The following is a 14,397-nucleotide window of genomic DNA, read 5'->3' as shown; positions in this document are numbered from 1 at the left end:
ACCAACAGGAGACTATGTCAGCATGAAGACCCTGATGATTGCCGCCGCCGCCATGGCGCTGACCGCCGGTCTGGCGAATGCCGAAACCATCCGCATGGGCACCGAGGGCGCCTATGCCCCCTATAATTTCATCGACGACGCGACGGGCGAAGTCACCGGCTTCGAGATCGAGCTGGGCAATGAACTCTGCACCCGCGCCGAGCTGGACTGCACCTGGGTCCGCAACGATTGGGATTCGATCATTCCGAACCTGGTGTCGTCGAACTATGACACGATCATGGCCGGCATGAACATCAACGAGGAACGCAAGGCGGTCATCCAGTTCACCCAGCCCTATACCCCCGCGATGCCTTCGGCCTATGCGGCGCTTTCGGCTGACGTTGACGTCGAAGGTGGCATCGTCGCGGCCCAGACCAGCACGATTCAGGCAGGCCATGTGGCCGAGACCGGCGCGACCCTGCTGGAATATCCCAACCCCGACCAGACCGTCGCCGCCGTCCGCAACGGCGAGGCTGACGCTGTCTTCGCCGACCGCGACTTCCTGGCCCCCATCGTCGAGGAATCGGGCGGCGAACTGGTCTGGGTCAACGGCAAGGATGCCGTTCCCCTAGGCGAAGGCATCGGCATGGGCCTGCGCCAGTCCGACACCGAGTTGAAGGACAAGTTCGACACCGCCATCACCGCGATGAAGGAAGACGGCAGCCTGAACGAGCTGATCGTCAAGTGGTTCGGCGACGACGCCATGACCTTCGAGTGACATGACCCGCCGCCGCGGTCACGGGCCGCGGCGGCCATCCGGGATATCCGATGTTTTCCTATTGCACCGATCCGTCCACGCTTGAGGGGCTTGCCTGGCTGTCATGCTATCTGACGTCAGGCACGCATCTGCTGTTCTATGGCAGCTTTGGAACGGTGCTGCTGCTGCTGGCCATCACCGCGCCGGTGGCGTTGCTGTTCGGTTTCGGCGGGGCCATGGCCTCTCGGTCGCGGATCGCCCCGCTGCGCTGGTTCGGCAAGATCTATACCTCGATGGTGCGGGGCATTCCCGACATCCTGTTCTTCCTGTTCGTGCCGATCGCGCTGGACCAGGGCTTCGAATGGTTGCGCGCCAAGATGCTGTGCGAGGGTGACGAACCGATCCGCCAGGGCAATGATTTCGTCGTCTGCGCCGCCGCCAAGCTGCCGCTCAGCACCAGCCCCCCTTGGGTGCATGACACCTATGGCATCTTCCTGGCCGTCATCGCCTTTTCGGTGGTCTTCGGGGCTTTTGCCGCGAACGTGCTTTACGGCGCGATGCAGGCCGTCCCGCATGCCCAGCTGGAAACGGCCGAAGCCTATGGCATGACGCAGCGCCAGGTAACGCGCCGGGTGCTGATCCCGCAGATGTGGACCTATGCCCTGCCGGGTCTGTCGAACCTGTGGATGATCCTGATCAAGGCCACGCCGCTGCTGTTCCTTCTGGGGGTCGAGGACATCGTCTATTGGGCGCGTGAACTTGGCGGGTCAAAGACCAGCGCCTTCAGCTATCCCCATCCCGACTGGCGGCTGTATTATTTCCTGGCGATCCTGGTCTTCTATCTGCTGATGACCTTCGTTTCCGAACGTGTGCTGGCGCGGGTCACGCGCCGTCTGTCGCGCGGACAGGCCACGATGGGCGCGGGGGGCATCGCATGAGCTGCGCGCAGACGATCACCGATTACGCGCTGCGTTCCATCGGCATGGGCGAACGCCTGCTGCCACGGGCCGATTACACGCTGTGCCAGCAATTCACGCTGATCGGGTCGGGGCTGATCTGGAACCTCTATTTCGCGTTCCTGGCGCTGGCTTTCGGTTTCGTGCTGGCCAATGGGCTGGCAGTGGCCAAGGCCAGCCGGCATGCTTGGGCGCGCGGTCCCGCCAACGCCTTCATCTTCGTCTTCCGCGGCAGCCCGCTGTTCATCCAGTTCTTCATCGCCTACGAGGCGCTGGTCCTGCTGCCCCGTGCGGGCGTTGACATTTTCGGCATCACGGTCCAGACCAGCTGGATGACGCGGGCCTGGGCGGGGGGGCTGTTCGTCCTGATCCTGAACACCGCCGCCTATTCCGCGCAGATCTTCCACGGCGCGCTGATGTCGGTCCCCAAGGGCGATGTCGAGGCTGCGGATGCCTATGGCATGACCGGCTGGACGCGGTTCCGGCGCATCATCTGGCCGACGATGATGCGGCTGGCATGGCCGTCCTATACGAACGAAGCGATCTTCCTGTTCCATGCTACCACGCTGGTCTATTTCAGCGGCTTTCCCGCGTTCCAGCAACGTGGCGACGCGCTGTATTACGCCAGCTATTTCGCGGATAAGACGTTCAACCCCTTCGTCGCCTATCCCATTGCCGCCTTCTATTTCATCGCGGCCACCTTGCTGCTGATCTGGCTGTTTGGCAGGGTGAACCGGCGTCTGAACCGACACCTTCCGGGGCAGGTCCGGCGCGTCAAATACCGCCCTCAGATAGTGAGATGAATCAGATGGAATGGCTGCGCGAACACCCCGAGGTCCGGACCATCCGCGTTGCGGCCGCCGACCTGAACGGCGTGGCACGGGGCAAGCGTTTGCCCGCGAAATACGCCAGCAAGCTGGTGGATGAGGGGACCAAGTTTCCCTATTCGGTCCTGAATCTGGACATCTGGGGCGAAGATGTCGAGGACAGCCCGCTGGTCTTCGAATCCGGCGACCCCGACGGGCTGCTGCTGCCGACCGAACGCGGTTTCGTCCCCATGCCGTGGCTGGAGGCATCGCCAACCGCCCTGATGCCGCTGTGGATGTTCCATCCCGACGGCACCCCCTATGATGGCGACCCGCGTCAGGCCTTGGCCCGCGTGGTCGAGCGCTATGACGCCGCGGGGCTGGTCCCCGTCGTCGCGACCGAGCTGGAGTTCTTCCTGATCGACGACAGCGGACGCCAGCTGCGCGTGCCCCCCAGCCCGCGTTCCGGCAAGCGCCGCACCGGCGGCGAGGTTCTGTCGCTGCGCGCGCTGGACACGTTCGACCAGTTCTTCACCACGCTTTACGACGCCTGCGAATTGATGGACATCCCCGCCGATACCGCCATTTCCGAAGCAGGCCCCGGCCAGTTCGAGATCAACCTGATGCATCAGGCCGATCCCTTGAAGGCGGCCGATGACACATGGCTGTTCAAGACCTTGGTCAAGGGCGTCGCCCGCAATTACGGCTTTGCCGCCAGCTTCATGGCCAAACCCTATGAACAGTTTTCCGGCAACGGACTGCACATGCATTTCTCGATCCTGACCAAGGACGGGCGCAACATTTTTGACAATGGCGGCGATGAGGGCACCGAAGAATTGCGTCAGGCCGTCGCCGGTTGCCTGCGCGCCATGCCCGGTTCGACGCTGCTGTTCGCGCCGCATGAAAACAGCTATGACCGTCTGGTGCCGAACGCCCACGCGCCGACCGGCATCGGTTGGGCCTATGAAAACCGCACGGCGGCAATCCGCATTCCGTCGTCGGGGCCCAAGGCGCGGCGGATCGAACACCGTGTCGCGGGCGGCGATGTGAACCCCTATCTGACGGTCGCGGCCATCCTCGGCGCCGCCCTGAACGGCATCGAGGACAAGCTGGAGGCACCCGCACCCTTCAAGGGCAACGCCTATGACCAGAACCTTGCGCAGCTGCCCGGTGATTGGGGCGCAGCCATCGAGGCTTTCGACAAATGCCCCGAAATCCGTCGCATCCTGCCCGCCCATCTGGTCGAGAACTTCCTGATGACCAAGCGGCAGGAGCTTCACTATATGGCCGAACTTTCAGACGAAGAAACCGTCGAACTGTATTTGGATACGGTCTGATTGTACCGACCCCCGTGAAACTGCCTTTCTACGGGGGTTTCTGCCATTCAGACACGCGTAAAACTGCCACTGCGAAGGTGTTAAGTAGTGGTATCGTTTTGCTTCAGCCGTTTAGCCACGTTTGAACTCTGTTTGTCGAGGGCACACGCCTCAGGGTGGCGTTTCCCGACGCCTGCGTAACGGCGGCTCTTCCGAAATTCATGATTTATTCCCGACCCGGGTCCTTCTGAAACCAGCGTTCGTGCCCATTGAATGAACGTCTTCAGCCGCGAATGTGCGGCTAGTTCACGCAAGGACCAGCCATGAGTGGTTTTCCGAGGTAATGTTCCCCGATTACGACATGCCTTCCGCGAAATGGGCAGGCGCCTAGCCCTGCATCTCTTGCGGCTGCGCGCCGCCTGTGCCGGTGTCGATCTGCCAGAGTATGACAACAAGACGCTCCACGACATAACCCGCCAGAACAGGGCGAGGGGCATGGAGTTGGTACAGGTGGACCACAAACGGGCGAACTTGCGGGCCAACCATCGCCACCCTGGCATTCTGAGTGTGGCTGGCAAGGGCCACGCCTTCGGAATGGCCGAGGGTCTGCTGCCGCTTTCGGAGACTACCTCCGCAGCAGACTGGACCTGCCCCTACTTTCGCGTGCGCCCTGACATGTCATCGGTCAACTGACCGACGCCGACGAAGAGGTCGCAACAGAAACCGGGGCCCAGCTGCCGCACGATCTTGTGCCTGAAGGATGTGAATCCTTCCCACCCGATCGCCTTTGAAAAGCTGGAAGGTCGGGCCCGGGCGCTGTTGAGGGCTTCAATCTGTTCCCTCGTGGATGCCTTTGCAGCTGACGCGCCCAGGGCACCGGCGCGCTTGCTCACGGTCCTTAGGATGCCGGGCCGAGCGACGGACCTGAAAAGCACCGTCGCGAGCCCAAACTCCGTGGCACGCTGCGCCGGCAAATTCTGAGCGGCGTGGAAATGATGGATGAGGCTGAGGTCCACCAGTTGCTCTGCGCTGCGTTTACGGATGCGGCGTGGTGCTCTCTGCAGCTTCAAGACCAGATCCTGCGCTTCCGCATTGCTGGCAAGGGGAATTATCCCGCCTTCCAGTTCGACAGGACGAGCCGATGGCCCCATCCCGGTCTCGTCCAAATTGTCGCTGCATCCAAGGCCGCCGGGTGAAGCAACTTCCGGCTGCTGAACTGGATGATGCGTCCGCATCTGGATGTCAACGGGGCGCGGGCCGACCCGTTGCAAGACCCGGGCGGTGCTTGATGCATTCCTCCGGCACAGCACGCCCGAATGCCATGTGATATGCATGCGACTGGCGGGCATGAAACATCGCACAGGGTTGCCGATCAGGGCAGTTGGACGTCGGCACCATCGGGTGCGCGGATATCGTAGGTCAGGCGTCGCCCGGCACGAAGCTGTTCCAATGCCTGCGGACCGATCTTGGTGCCTTTGATATTGGTGAAGGTCCGGCGCATGGTGCGGAACAGGATGTTCTCGAGGCGGATGATCTCTGGCGCCGTGCCGCACAGCCAGAACTGCGAACGCAACAGCGGGCCGTCCGGATGCTCTCCGGTCAGCTGCACGACGACGGCGGATGACACCTGCCGGGGCGTCAGCCGGTATCTGGTGCCCGCAATATGCCCGTAGGGTTCGGGTTCGGGGCGCGCGTCCGGGGCCATCAGGTACAGCGGATGGGTGAAATGGCCGGGGAACATCCGCATCAGGTCGGGGATCTGGCGCGCCGTATCGTACAGGGTGACATGACGCGCGCTGACATCGGGATGTTCGGCATAGACAAAGCAGGCCTGTGCCTCGACCTGCTGCAACAGGGCATGCATATCCTTGGGTGTGGCATGGAAATAGGTGGATCTGCGCATGTCAGTCAGGGCGCAGCCCGGCAATGAAATCGTCGAAGCTGTTGGCGATCAGGTGCAGGGCCGTGTCGAAGGGAAGCTCGTGGTCGCAGAAGAAGACCTTGCCGTGATCTGGGCCTTTCAGCGCTAGAAGGAACTGGTTGCCGAAATCATCACCACCGATACTAAGATACCAGTGACGGTAAACTGCGCCGTATCTGGAGTGATAGGTCCAGAGATCGTTGAAGCTTTCGCTGGAATTGACGGCATAGAGATAGTGCAGATGGGTCTCGGACTGCCGCCCGTTTGCCATAAAGGTGACGTATCGGTCCTTGGGCAGTTGCCCGTTGCGATGGGCCAGCCATGCGCGATAGGGCGCAGGCAGCCGCGCCCCCAGTACATGTTCCAACAGGTCGAGGGTATCCGGCGCAAGTGTCGCGGGGGTGGACTGACGTTTTGATTTCATGGGCGGCGACCCTGCCTGGCCCGCGAGCTGGCGCGGAAGAGTTGGATGCTGGCGGGGACATGCTTAGACGCGCAGGCCTTTGGTGCTGGTTCGGCGTTGCCGTGAATGTTCCTGTGCTGCATCGGGTTCGGCCAACTTGCATGACGTCTGATCGGCGCATGTTTCGTGCGAACATCGAAACCGTCAAGTGGGATTGCCGGCAGGGAAGGGAGGGCGCGATGGTTGACTTGCAGGGGGCATTTATGTGAGGCACCCGGCTTTCAAGATTTTCGAACCGGAAACGCCACGCCCAGATTGACCAAAGGAAGGACCCATGCCGCTTACCCTGCGCCGGAACCGCGACCGCGATCTTGGACCGCTGGCAGCGATGCTGCCCCCCAATGAGATCCCGTTGATCAACCCGAACGCCAAGGTGCCATTCGATGAAATGGAATGGCATCGCAAATGGCTGGGGGATCTGGATGATGTCTCCTTCTATCTTCAGGATGAAACCGGGCAGGATGTCGGGTTCTTTGCCTTGCGGGTCGGGGTCGGTCCCGAGGTGCGGCATCTGACCTATGCCTTTCTGATCGAGGAAGCGCGTGGCGGTGCGGGGGCCGAACTGACCGAATGCGTCGAGCAGGCTGCGCGCGATCTGGGGGCGCTGACCCTGACATTGAAGGTCGAGGTGGACAATGCGCCGGCGGTGAACGCCTATCGCTCGGCCGGATATGAGGAACTGTCGCGTCGTCAGGGCATGGCGACCATGCGCCTTGATCTGGAGGAGAGGCGCGCCGCCTAGGTGGCAGGGCAGTCGAAATCTGCGGCGTGATCAGGGCGACGGGACGAATTTCCCGTCGTTTGGCTTGGCGTTGATGGAATGGCGGCATGCACCTTGATGGGCCGTTTCGGCCATGGCCATGATCGTCGCTTTTCACGGCTGCGATCGGGCGATCAATCTTACGTGCATGGCATGCGCATTCGGGAACCGGACGATACGGGCCAAGTTGTCTGCCCAAGATGATCGCAATTGTTTTCGAGGAGCAAACATGCGTCGTATATTCAAGAATACCACTGCCATCGCCGCCTGCCTTGCCTTGCTTGCGCCGCAGATGGTTGCGGCTCAGGCCGCAGCAGATGCCGAAGGCAATGTCGTGCCGCCCGCTGCTGAGGCGACCCCCGAAGTGACGCCGCCCGAAGCCGATGCCTCGACCGAGGCGCCTGTGGCCGAGGTTGTGCCCGAAGCTGGTGCTGAAGCAGAGGCCGCGACCGAGCAACCGGCTGCCGAGGCCGAAGCCATGACCGCCGAACCCACGGCCACGGAAGCGGAGACAACCACCGACGCGCCCGCTGCCGAGGACGATACCGCATTGCAGGATGCCATGGAGGCGGAAGCTGAACCCGTTGCGACGCCCGAGAAAACCGCAACGCCCGAGGCCAGCGATCTCGAGGCGGCCATGGAGGCAGAGCAGACCGATGCCGTCGATCCGGCAGCGGCCGAGGCCCCCGAGGCCGAAGCTGAACCCGCGACCGACGCTCAGGCAACCGAAGCCCCTGCGGACGCCCCTGTGGAACCCGCAGCTGAAGCCGACATGACCGCCGAGCCTGTCGAGGATGCGACCTCCGAGGCAGAAGCCGCGCCGGCAGAAGCCGAAGCCGAGACCGAAGCCACGGATCTGGATGCCGCGATGGCGGCTGAGCAGGACGCGGAGGCCGATACGACGACCGAAGCTCCGGCGGCTGGTGCCGATGCTGCAGCGGACAACGAAGCTGCTGCGACCGAAGAAGCCCCTGCCACCGATGCCCCCGCAGCAGACGCTGCAGCGACGGATGCACCTGCTGCAGACGCGCAGGCACAGCCCGCTGCCGCGGAAGATGCTGCCAAAGCCACTCAGGTCCCGAATGTCGCCGCCTTGGACGACAATGCCACCTCCGAGGTGACGGAAGAGGAAGTGACCGAGGAAAACAGCCGCTCGTCCAGCGAAGATTTCGCCACGACGATGCAAGAGGCGACCTCGACCGAAAAGCAGGATGCCGACAAGGATGATTCGGATGATGGTAACGACCTGACCAAGGCCGTGCTGCTGGGTCTGGGCGGCGTTGCCGTCGGTGCGATGCTGAACAACAACCGTCAGGTGCAGTTGTCAACCCCCGACCGTGTCGTCGTGACGCGTCCGGACGGCACGCAGGAACTGATCAAGGATGATGTGGCTCTGCTTCGTCAGCCCGGCTCGACCGTCGCCACCGAGAACTTCGATGACGGCTCGTCGCGCACGGTCGTGACCCGTCAGGATGGCAGCCGCGTGGTGACCATCCGCGACGCCGATCTGCGCGTGCTGCGCCGGACCTTGGTTTCGGCAGATGGCACGCAGACCTTGCTGATCGATGAAACCAGCGCCGTCGATCCGGTCGATATCGCCAGCCTGCCCGCCGCAGCGCCCGCAATCGAAAATGCCGGTGGCGATATGGACGAGGAATCGCTGCGCGAGGCGCTGATGCGCGAAGCAGATGTTGACCGTCGCTTTAGCCTGGCCCAGATCCGCGATATTTCGCAGGTGCGGTCCTTGGTTGCGCCGATCGACGTCAACGGCATCACATTTGAAACCAACTCGGCCGCCATTGACGCCGATCAGGCCAAGAAGCTGACGGCCCTTGGCAATGTCATCCGCGGTGCCATCGAAGAGAACCCGAACGAGATCTTCCTGATCGAAGGTCATACCGATACCGTCGGTGAAGACGCCGCAAACCTTGCGCTGTCGGATCGTCGTGCGGAATTGGTGGCCTTGGCACTGACCGAGTATTTCCAGGTCGCACCGGAAAATATGGTCGTTCAGGGCTATGGCGAGCAATCGCCCAAGGTCGCGCAGGAAGGTGACGTTCGCGAAAACCGCCGCGTCGCCGTGCGTCGCATCACCGGGCTGCTGCAGACCGCAGCAAACTGATCGACAGGACCAAGCAGCGGGGGCGGCCTTCATCACGAAGGCCGCCCTTTGCGTTACAGGGCAGCGCCCCTTGGAAAGGATCAGCACGATGAAATCCGCATTCGGCAAGACCGTGGCCATGGGGCTTTGCCTTGGCTTCATGTCGCTGGCGAACCCGGCGCTGGCAAATCCCGGCAAGGGTGACGGCAACGGGCATGGGCAGGCATCGGGCAAGCACCACAATGCAGCGTCGCAGCAGCATAAGGGTTGCCCGCCGGGTCTGGCCAAGAAGACGCCCTCCTGCGTTCCGCCGGGGCAGGCCGCGAAATATGGCACGCGGGTCGGGGACCGGCTGCGCAGTCAGGACTATGTGCTGGTGCGCGACTATGACCGCTATGACATCGAGCGTCGGGATGATTGGCGCTATTACCGCGACGGCGACCGGCTGATCCGCGTGGACGCCAAGACCCAGCAGATCCTGTCGATCATCAATCTGGCGCGTGTTCTGCTGAACTGAACCCGCCACATATCGATGACATGAAAAACGGCGGAGCGTTGGACGCTCCGCCGTTTTCAGATGGCGATGACCGCAAGGCAGTCGGATCAGGATTGGAAGTCCAACTGCTTGGTCAGGCGCAGGGCCACGAAGGTGCAGATGGCGCCCGACAGCAGATATGCGCCGCCGCTCCACAGGCCGAAGGTGCTGGACAGCAGCAGGGCGACCACCGGGGCGAAGCCCGCACCGATCAGCCACGCGATGTCCGAGGTCAGCGCCGAGCCGGTATAGCGGAACCGCTTGGAGAAGCGTGCCGCAACCGCACCCGAGCTTTGACCGAAGGACAGGCCCAGCAGGGTGAAGCCCACGACCATATAGATCACCTCGCCCACGGCACCGCCGTTCAGCAGCATCGGCGCAAAGAGGGCGAAGACGCCGATCGCGATGGAACACATCGACAGCAGGCGCAGGCGGCCGATGCGGTCGGCGACGATGCCCGACATCATCACGGCCAGCAGGCCGATGACGGCGCCGACGATCTCGATGATCAGGAAGCCGGCGGGGGATTCGTTCGTGAACAGGAACACCCAGGACAGCGGATAGACCGTCACCATGTGGAACAGCGCAAAGCTGGCCAGCGGCGTGAAGGCGCCCAGCAGCAGGTGACGACCCTCGGCCTTGATGGTCTCGCTGGCGCGGACGGGGGTCAGCTCCAGGTTGTCGAACTGCTTTTCGTATTCCGGCGTCGCGATGATGCGCAGGCGGGCGAACAGCGCCACCACATTGATCGCGAAGGCCACGAAGAAGGGATAGCGCCAGCCGAAATCAAGGAAATCACGCGCGCTCAGGCTGGTGACCAGAAAGACGAACAGCCCGCTGGCCACGATCAGGCCAAGCGGTGCGCCCATCTGCGGGATCATCGCGTACCAGCCTTGGCGTCCCTTGGGGGCGTTCATCGCCAGCAGCGACGCCAGACCGTCCCATGCGCCGCCCAGTGCCATGCCCTGACCGATGCGCAGGATCGCAAGGAACAGGATGGCATAGCCGCCGACCTGTTCATAGCTGGGGATGAAGGCCAGTGCGGCCGTCGATGCGCCCAGCAGGAACAGCGCCGAGGTCAGCTTGGCCCCGCGACCATAGTTCTTGTCGATCAGCGTGAAGATCGCCGTGCCGATGGGACGCGCGATAAAGGCCAATGCGAAGATGGCAAAGGAATAGATCGTCCCGCGCAGCGGATCGGTGAAGGAAAAGATCAGGTCGGGAAAGACCAGAACCGATGCGATGGCATAGACGAAGAAGTCGAAGAATTCGGATGTGCGTCCGATGACGACCCCGATGGAAATCTCACTCGGTTCCAGCGGGACCGGCGCGTCGTTATGCGCGCGGGCGTCCTTTTCGGCGATGGTCGAGGCTTTGCTGGTCATGCCGCTGTTGCTCCGTTCGCGATTGTCATGAATTTACCGGCGTTCCTGCGCTTGTTTGACGGTCATGTGCATTGGGCAAATTGTCCAATGTCGGGCCGGGTTCATTGGGCGTATCGCTGCCACCTGGCGCGGCCCCGGGCTGCCCATAACCCGTCATTTCATGGACCATCGGACTGGAAACGCCTTGAAACGTTTACACCTTACCGCCCTGTTGACCATCCCGGCCCTTCTGTCCGCATGCGATGCGGTGGTGCTGTCGCCGTCGGGCGACGTGGCAGCGCGGCAGAGGGACGTCCTGGTCACCTCGACCCTGCTGATGCTGCTGATCATCGTTCCGGTGATCTGCCTCGTGGTCTTCTTCGCGTGGAAATACCGCGCCTCGAACACCGATGCGACCTATGCCCCGGACTGGGCGCATTCGACCAAGCTGGAGGTGGTGATCTGGGCTGCGCCCCTGCTGATCATCATCTGCCTTGGCGGCCTGACCTGGGTCGGCACGCATCTTCTGGACCCCTACCGCAAGCTGGACCGCATTTCCCGCGACGTGGTGGTGACCGATGACCACGAACCGCTGCAGGTTCAGGTCGTGTCGCTGGACTGGAAGTGGCTGTTCATCTATCCGCAATACGGCATCGCGACGGTCAATGAACTGGCCGCCCCCGTCGATCGCCCCATCGAATTCAAGCTGACCTCGTCTTCGGTGATGAACGCCTTCTATATCCCGACGCTGGCCGGCATGATCTATACCATGCCCGGCATGGAGACCGCCCTCCACGGCGTCATCAACGAAGAAGGCGTCTATGACGGTTTCTCGTCGAATTATTCCGGCGCGGGTTTCTCGGGGATGCGCTTCAAGTTCCACGGCATGGATGAGGCCGGCTTCGACGAATGGATCGCCAAGGCGCAGGATCAGGACGCCGCGCTAGACCGCGACACCTATCTTGAACTGACGCAGCCTTCCGAAAACGTCGCGCCGATGCATTTCGCGGGCGTCGGGGAAGAACTCTACCACGACATCCTGAACATGTGCGTCGAACCGGGCCAGACCTGCATGGACGACATGATGATGCAGGACATGCACACGAAATCCGGCGGCATGGATATGGCCCACGGCCAAGATGCGGATCACGGCAGCATGGCGCATGACGGCCACCAGCAAGATGGCCACCAGCAAGATGGCCACGCGCATGAAGGGCACGGGTCCGAAGGCACCGACGTCAGCCGCAACGGCGGCGAGGACGAGATGCAGTCCGACACCCCCGAGGCCGACAAGACCGCCACCGAGGCCGACAAGCGCATGCTGCGCGGTCACGGGCTGGGGCGCGACTTCATGCCTTTGTTCCTGCCCGACGCTGCCCAATCTGGTGCTGCCAAGTCCAATCCCGCCAACAAGTAATCGGACCGAACCATGACATCGCCCATGCAAGATCCGAACACCTCTTTCCTGTTCGGTCGCCTGACATTCGCCTCTCTGCCCCTGCACGAGCCCATCCTGGTCGCCACCTTCGCGATGGTGGCCCTGGGCGGGATTGCCGCGGTGGCGGCCCTGACCTATTTCCGCCTCTGGGGCTATCTGTGGTCCCAGTGGTTCACTTCGGTCGATCACAAGAAGATCGGCATCATGTACATGATTCTGGGTGTCATCATGCTGCTGCGCGGCTTTGCCGACGCCATCATGATGCGCCTGCAGCAGGCCATGGCGTTCGGCGGGTCCGAAGGCTATCTGCCCGCCCACCATTATGACCAGGTCTTCACCGCGCACGGGGTGATCATGATCTTCTTCGTCGCCATGCCGATGGTGACGGGTCTGATGAACTATGTCGTGCCGCTGCAGATCGGTGCGCGCGACGTGTCCTTCCCCTTCCTGAACAACTTCTCGTTCTGGATGACGGTCGGCGGCGCGGTGATCGTCATGCTGTCGCTGTTCATCGGCGAGTTCGCCATGACCGGCTGGCTGGCCATGCCGCCCCTGTCGGGCGCCGAGGCAAGCCCGGGCGTGGGGGTCGATTATTACATCTGGGGTCTGCAGATCGCGGGCGTGGGCACGACATTGTCGGGCATCAACCTGCTGGTCACCATCATCAAGATGCGCGCGCCGGGCATGACCATGATGAAGATGCCGATCTTCACCTGGACCTCGCTTTGCACCAACGTGCTGATCGTGGCCTCCTTCCCGGTGCTGACGGCCGTTCTGGTGCTGATGACGCTGGACCGCTATGTCGGCACGCATTTCTTCACCAACGACATGGGCGGCAACCCCATGATGTACGTGAACCTGATCTGGATCTGGGGCCACCCCGAGGTCTATATCCTGATCCTGCCCGCCTTCGGCATCTTTTCCGAAGTCACCTCGGCGTTTTCGGGCAAGCGGCTCTTCGGCTATACCTCGATGGTCTATGCCACGGTCTGCATCACGATCCTGTCCTACCTGGTCTGGTTGCACCACTTCTTCACGATGGGGTCGGGCGCCTCGGTGAACTCGTTCTTCGGGATCACCACGATGATCATCTCGATCCCGACAGGGGCCAAGCTGTTCAACTGGCTGTTCACCATGTATCGCGGCCGCGTTCGCTTCGACCTGCCGATGCTGTGGACCATCGCCTTCATGATCACCTTTACCGTGGGGGGGATGACGGGCGTCCTGCTGGCCGTGCCGCCCGCCGACTTCGTGCTGCACAACTCGCTGTTCCTGATCGCCCACTTCCACAACGTCATCATCGGCGGCGTGCTGTTCGGGCTGTTCGCGGGCATGAACTACTGGTTCCCCAAGGCCTTCGGCTTCAAGCTGGATGAATTCTGGGGCAAGATCTCGTTCTGGTTCTGGCTGGCCGGTTACTGGTTCGCCTTCACGCCGCTTTATGTCCTGGGCCTGATGGGCGTGACGCGCCGGATGCGGGTCTTCGACGACCCCAGCCTGCAGATCTGGTTCATCATCGCGGCCTTCGGCGCGGCACTGATCGCGGTGGGCATCGCAGCCTTCCTGATCCAGATCGGCGTGTCCGTTCGCGACCGCAAGAAGAACCGCGACGTCACGGGCGATCCCTGGCAGGGGCGGACGCTGGAATGGGCGACCTCGTCGCCGCCGGCCGACTACAACTTCGCCTTCACGCCGGTGGTCTATGACATCGACGCATGGCACGACATGAAGACCAACGGCTATGAACGTCCGCTGTCGGGATACGAGGCGATCCACATGCCCAAGAACACGGGTGCGGGCATCATCATCGCCGGTCTCAGCGTCGCCTGCGGCTTTGCCCTGATCTGGTACATCTGGTGGCTGGCCGTGCTGAGCTTCATCGGTATCCTGGCCGTGGCCATCGGCCATACCTTCAACACCAAGCGCGACTTCTACATCCCGGTGCAGACCGTGGTGGATACCGAAGCACGGCGCAGCAAGCTGATCGAAAGCGGGGCATAA

General features: G+C 62.4%; 13 protein-coding genes. 9 read left to right on the top strand and 4 right to left on the bottom strand.

Translation table 11 applies throughout. The features are described 5' to 3' along the window. The first annotated feature begins 22 nt into the window (after positions 1-22). The 4 genes from SJY40_RS10480 to SJY40_RS10465 are packed head-to-tail and all read left to right on the top strand — an operon-like array spanning position 23 to position 3,835. The gene (locus SJY40_RS10480) at positions 23-757 is read left to right on the top strand and encodes a transporter substrate-binding domain-containing protein (protein WP_378945997.1); all 735 of its coding nucleotides are present in this window, start codon (positions 23-25) and stop codon (positions 755-757) included. 50 nt (positions 758-807) lie between these two features. Further along, positions 808-1,674 carry an ABC transporter permease gene (locus SJY40_RS10475; RefSeq protein WP_378945994.1) on the top strand — a complete coding sequence of 289 codons (867 nt, stop codon included), beginning with the start codon at positions 808-810 and terminating at the stop codon, positions 1,672-1,674. After that, positions 1,671-2,495, top strand: a complete 825-nt coding sequence (locus SJY40_RS10470) for an ABC transporter permease (RefSeq protein ID WP_378945991.1) — start codon at positions 1,671-1,673, stop codon at positions 2,493-2,495. Before SJY40_RS10475 ends, SJY40_RS10470 begins: the two co-directional genes overlap by 4 nt. Before the next feature lie 5 nt (positions 2,496-2,500). Next, entirely contained in the window at positions 2,501-3,835 is a 1,335-nt protein-coding gene (locus tag SJY40_RS10465) for a glutamine synthetase family protein (protein ID WP_378948380.1), read from the top strand. Between the two features lie 632 nt (positions 3,836-4,467). Here the strand turns inward: SJY40_RS10465 and SJY40_RS10460 are convergent. From SJY40_RS10460 to SJY40_RS10450, 3 genes are read right to left on the bottom strand one after another with little or no spacing between them, the layout of a single operon-like run. Next, a complete protein-coding gene (locus SJY40_RS10460; protein ID WP_378945988.1) occupies positions 4,468-5,148 on the bottom strand; it encodes a hypothetical protein in 681 nt (226 codons plus the stop codon). 38 nt (positions 5,149-5,186) lie between these two features. Further along, entirely contained in the window at positions 5,187-5,717 is a 531-nt protein-coding gene (locus SJY40_RS10455) for a hypothetical protein (protein WP_378945985.1), read from the bottom strand. 1 nt (position 5,718) lies between these two features. Continuing rightward, positions 5,719-6,159, bottom strand: a complete 441-nt coding sequence (locus SJY40_RS10450) for an SMI1/KNR4 family protein (RefSeq protein ID WP_378945982.1) — start codon at positions 6,157-6,159, stop codon at positions 5,719-5,721. Positions 6,160-6,472: 313 nt separating this feature from the next. Between SJY40_RS10450 and SJY40_RS10445 the strand changes: the two genes are divergently transcribed. From SJY40_RS10445 to SJY40_RS10435, 3 genes are all read left to right on the top strand, one after another. After that, positions 6,473-6,940, top strand: a complete 468-nt coding sequence (locus SJY40_RS10445) for a GNAT family N-acetyltransferase (RefSeq protein ID WP_378945980.1) — start codon at positions 6,473-6,475, stop codon at positions 6,938-6,940. A gap of 247 nt (positions 6,941-7,187) precedes the next feature. Then, the gene (locus SJY40_RS10440) at positions 7,188-9,080 is read left to right on the top strand and encodes an OmpA family protein (RefSeq protein WP_378945977.1); all 1,893 of its coding nucleotides are present in this window, start codon (positions 7,188-7,190) and stop codon (positions 9,078-9,080) included. 88 nt (positions 9,081-9,168) lie between these two features. Then, the gene (locus SJY40_RS10435; protein ID WP_378945974.1) at positions 9,169-9,576 is read left to right on the top strand and encodes a hypothetical protein; all 408 of its coding nucleotides are present in this window, start codon (positions 9,169-9,171) and stop codon (positions 9,574-9,576) included. 86 nt (positions 9,577-9,662) lie between these two features. Here the strand turns inward: SJY40_RS10435 and SJY40_RS10430 are convergent, their stop codons facing one another. After that, positions 9,663-10,979 (bottom strand): MFS transporter, encoded by a 1,317-nt coding sequence (locus SJY40_RS10430; RefSeq protein WP_378945971.1) that lies wholly within the window; start codon positions 10,977-10,979, stop codon positions 9,663-9,665. Between the two features lie 211 nt (positions 10,980-11,190). On the opposite strand from SJY40_RS10430, the gene cyoA reads away from it, so the two are divergent. Next, positions 11,191-12,375, top strand: a complete 1,185-nt coding sequence (cyoA, locus tag SJY40_RS10425) for a ubiquinol oxidase subunit II (RefSeq protein ID WP_378945968.1) — start codon at positions 11,191-11,193, stop codon at positions 12,373-12,375. A 24-nt stretch (positions 12,376-12,399) separates the two neighbouring features. Then, complete coding sequence (cyoB, locus tag SJY40_RS10420) at positions 12,400-14,397, top strand: cytochrome o ubiquinol oxidase subunit I (protein WP_378945965.1); 1,998 nt, start codon at positions 12,400-12,402, stop codon at positions 14,395-14,397.

The sequence above is a fragment of the Paracoccus sp. R86501 genome (assembly GCF_042466435.1).
Taxonomy (GTDB): Bacteria; Pseudomonadota; Alphaproteobacteria; order Rhodobacterales; family Rhodobacteraceae; genus Paracoccus.
This window is presented reverse-complemented; position numbering and strand designations above follow the sequence as displayed.

Coding starts and splice junctions, on each gene's coding strand:
- SJY40_RS10480 (WP_378945997.1), top strand. CDS start 23: ATGAAGACCCTGATGATTGCCGCCGCCGCCATGGCGCTGACCGCCGGT.
- SJY40_RS10475 (WP_378945994.1), top strand. CDS start 808: ATGTTTTCCTATTGCACCGATCCGTCCACGCTTGAGGGGCTTGCCTGG.
- SJY40_RS10470 (WP_378945991.1), top strand. CDS start 1,671: ATGAGCTGCGCGCAGACGATCACCGATTACGCGCTGCGTTCCATCGGC.
- SJY40_RS10465 (WP_378948380.1), top strand. CDS start 2,501: ATGGAATGGCTGCGCGAACACCCCGAGGTCCGGACCATCCGCGTTGCG.
- SJY40_RS10460 (WP_378945988.1), bottom strand. CDS start 5,148: ATGCATATCACATGGCATTCGGGCGTGCTGTGCCGGAGGAATGCATCA.
- SJY40_RS10455 (WP_378945985.1), bottom strand. CDS start 5,717: ATGCGCAGATCCACCTATTTCCATGCCACACCCAAGGATATGCATGCC.
- SJY40_RS10450 (WP_378945982.1), bottom strand. CDS start 6,159: ATGAAATCAAAACGTCAGTCCACCCCCGCGACACTTGCGCCGGATACC.
- SJY40_RS10445 (WP_378945980.1), top strand. CDS start 6,473: ATGCCGCTTACCCTGCGCCGGAACCGCGACCGCGATCTTGGACCGCTG.
- SJY40_RS10440 (WP_378945977.1), top strand. CDS start 7,188: ATGCGTCGTATATTCAAGAATACCACTGCCATCGCCGCCTGCCTTGCC.
- SJY40_RS10435 (WP_378945974.1), top strand. CDS start 9,169: ATGAAATCCGCATTCGGCAAGACCGTGGCCATGGGGCTTTGCCTTGGC.
- SJY40_RS10430 (WP_378945971.1), bottom strand. CDS start 10,979: ATGACCAGCAAAGCCTCGACCATCGCCGAAAAGGACGCCCGCGCGCAT.
- cyoB (WP_378945965.1), top strand. CDS start 12,400: ATGCAAGATCCGAACACCTCTTTCCTGTTCGGTCGCCTGACATTCGCC.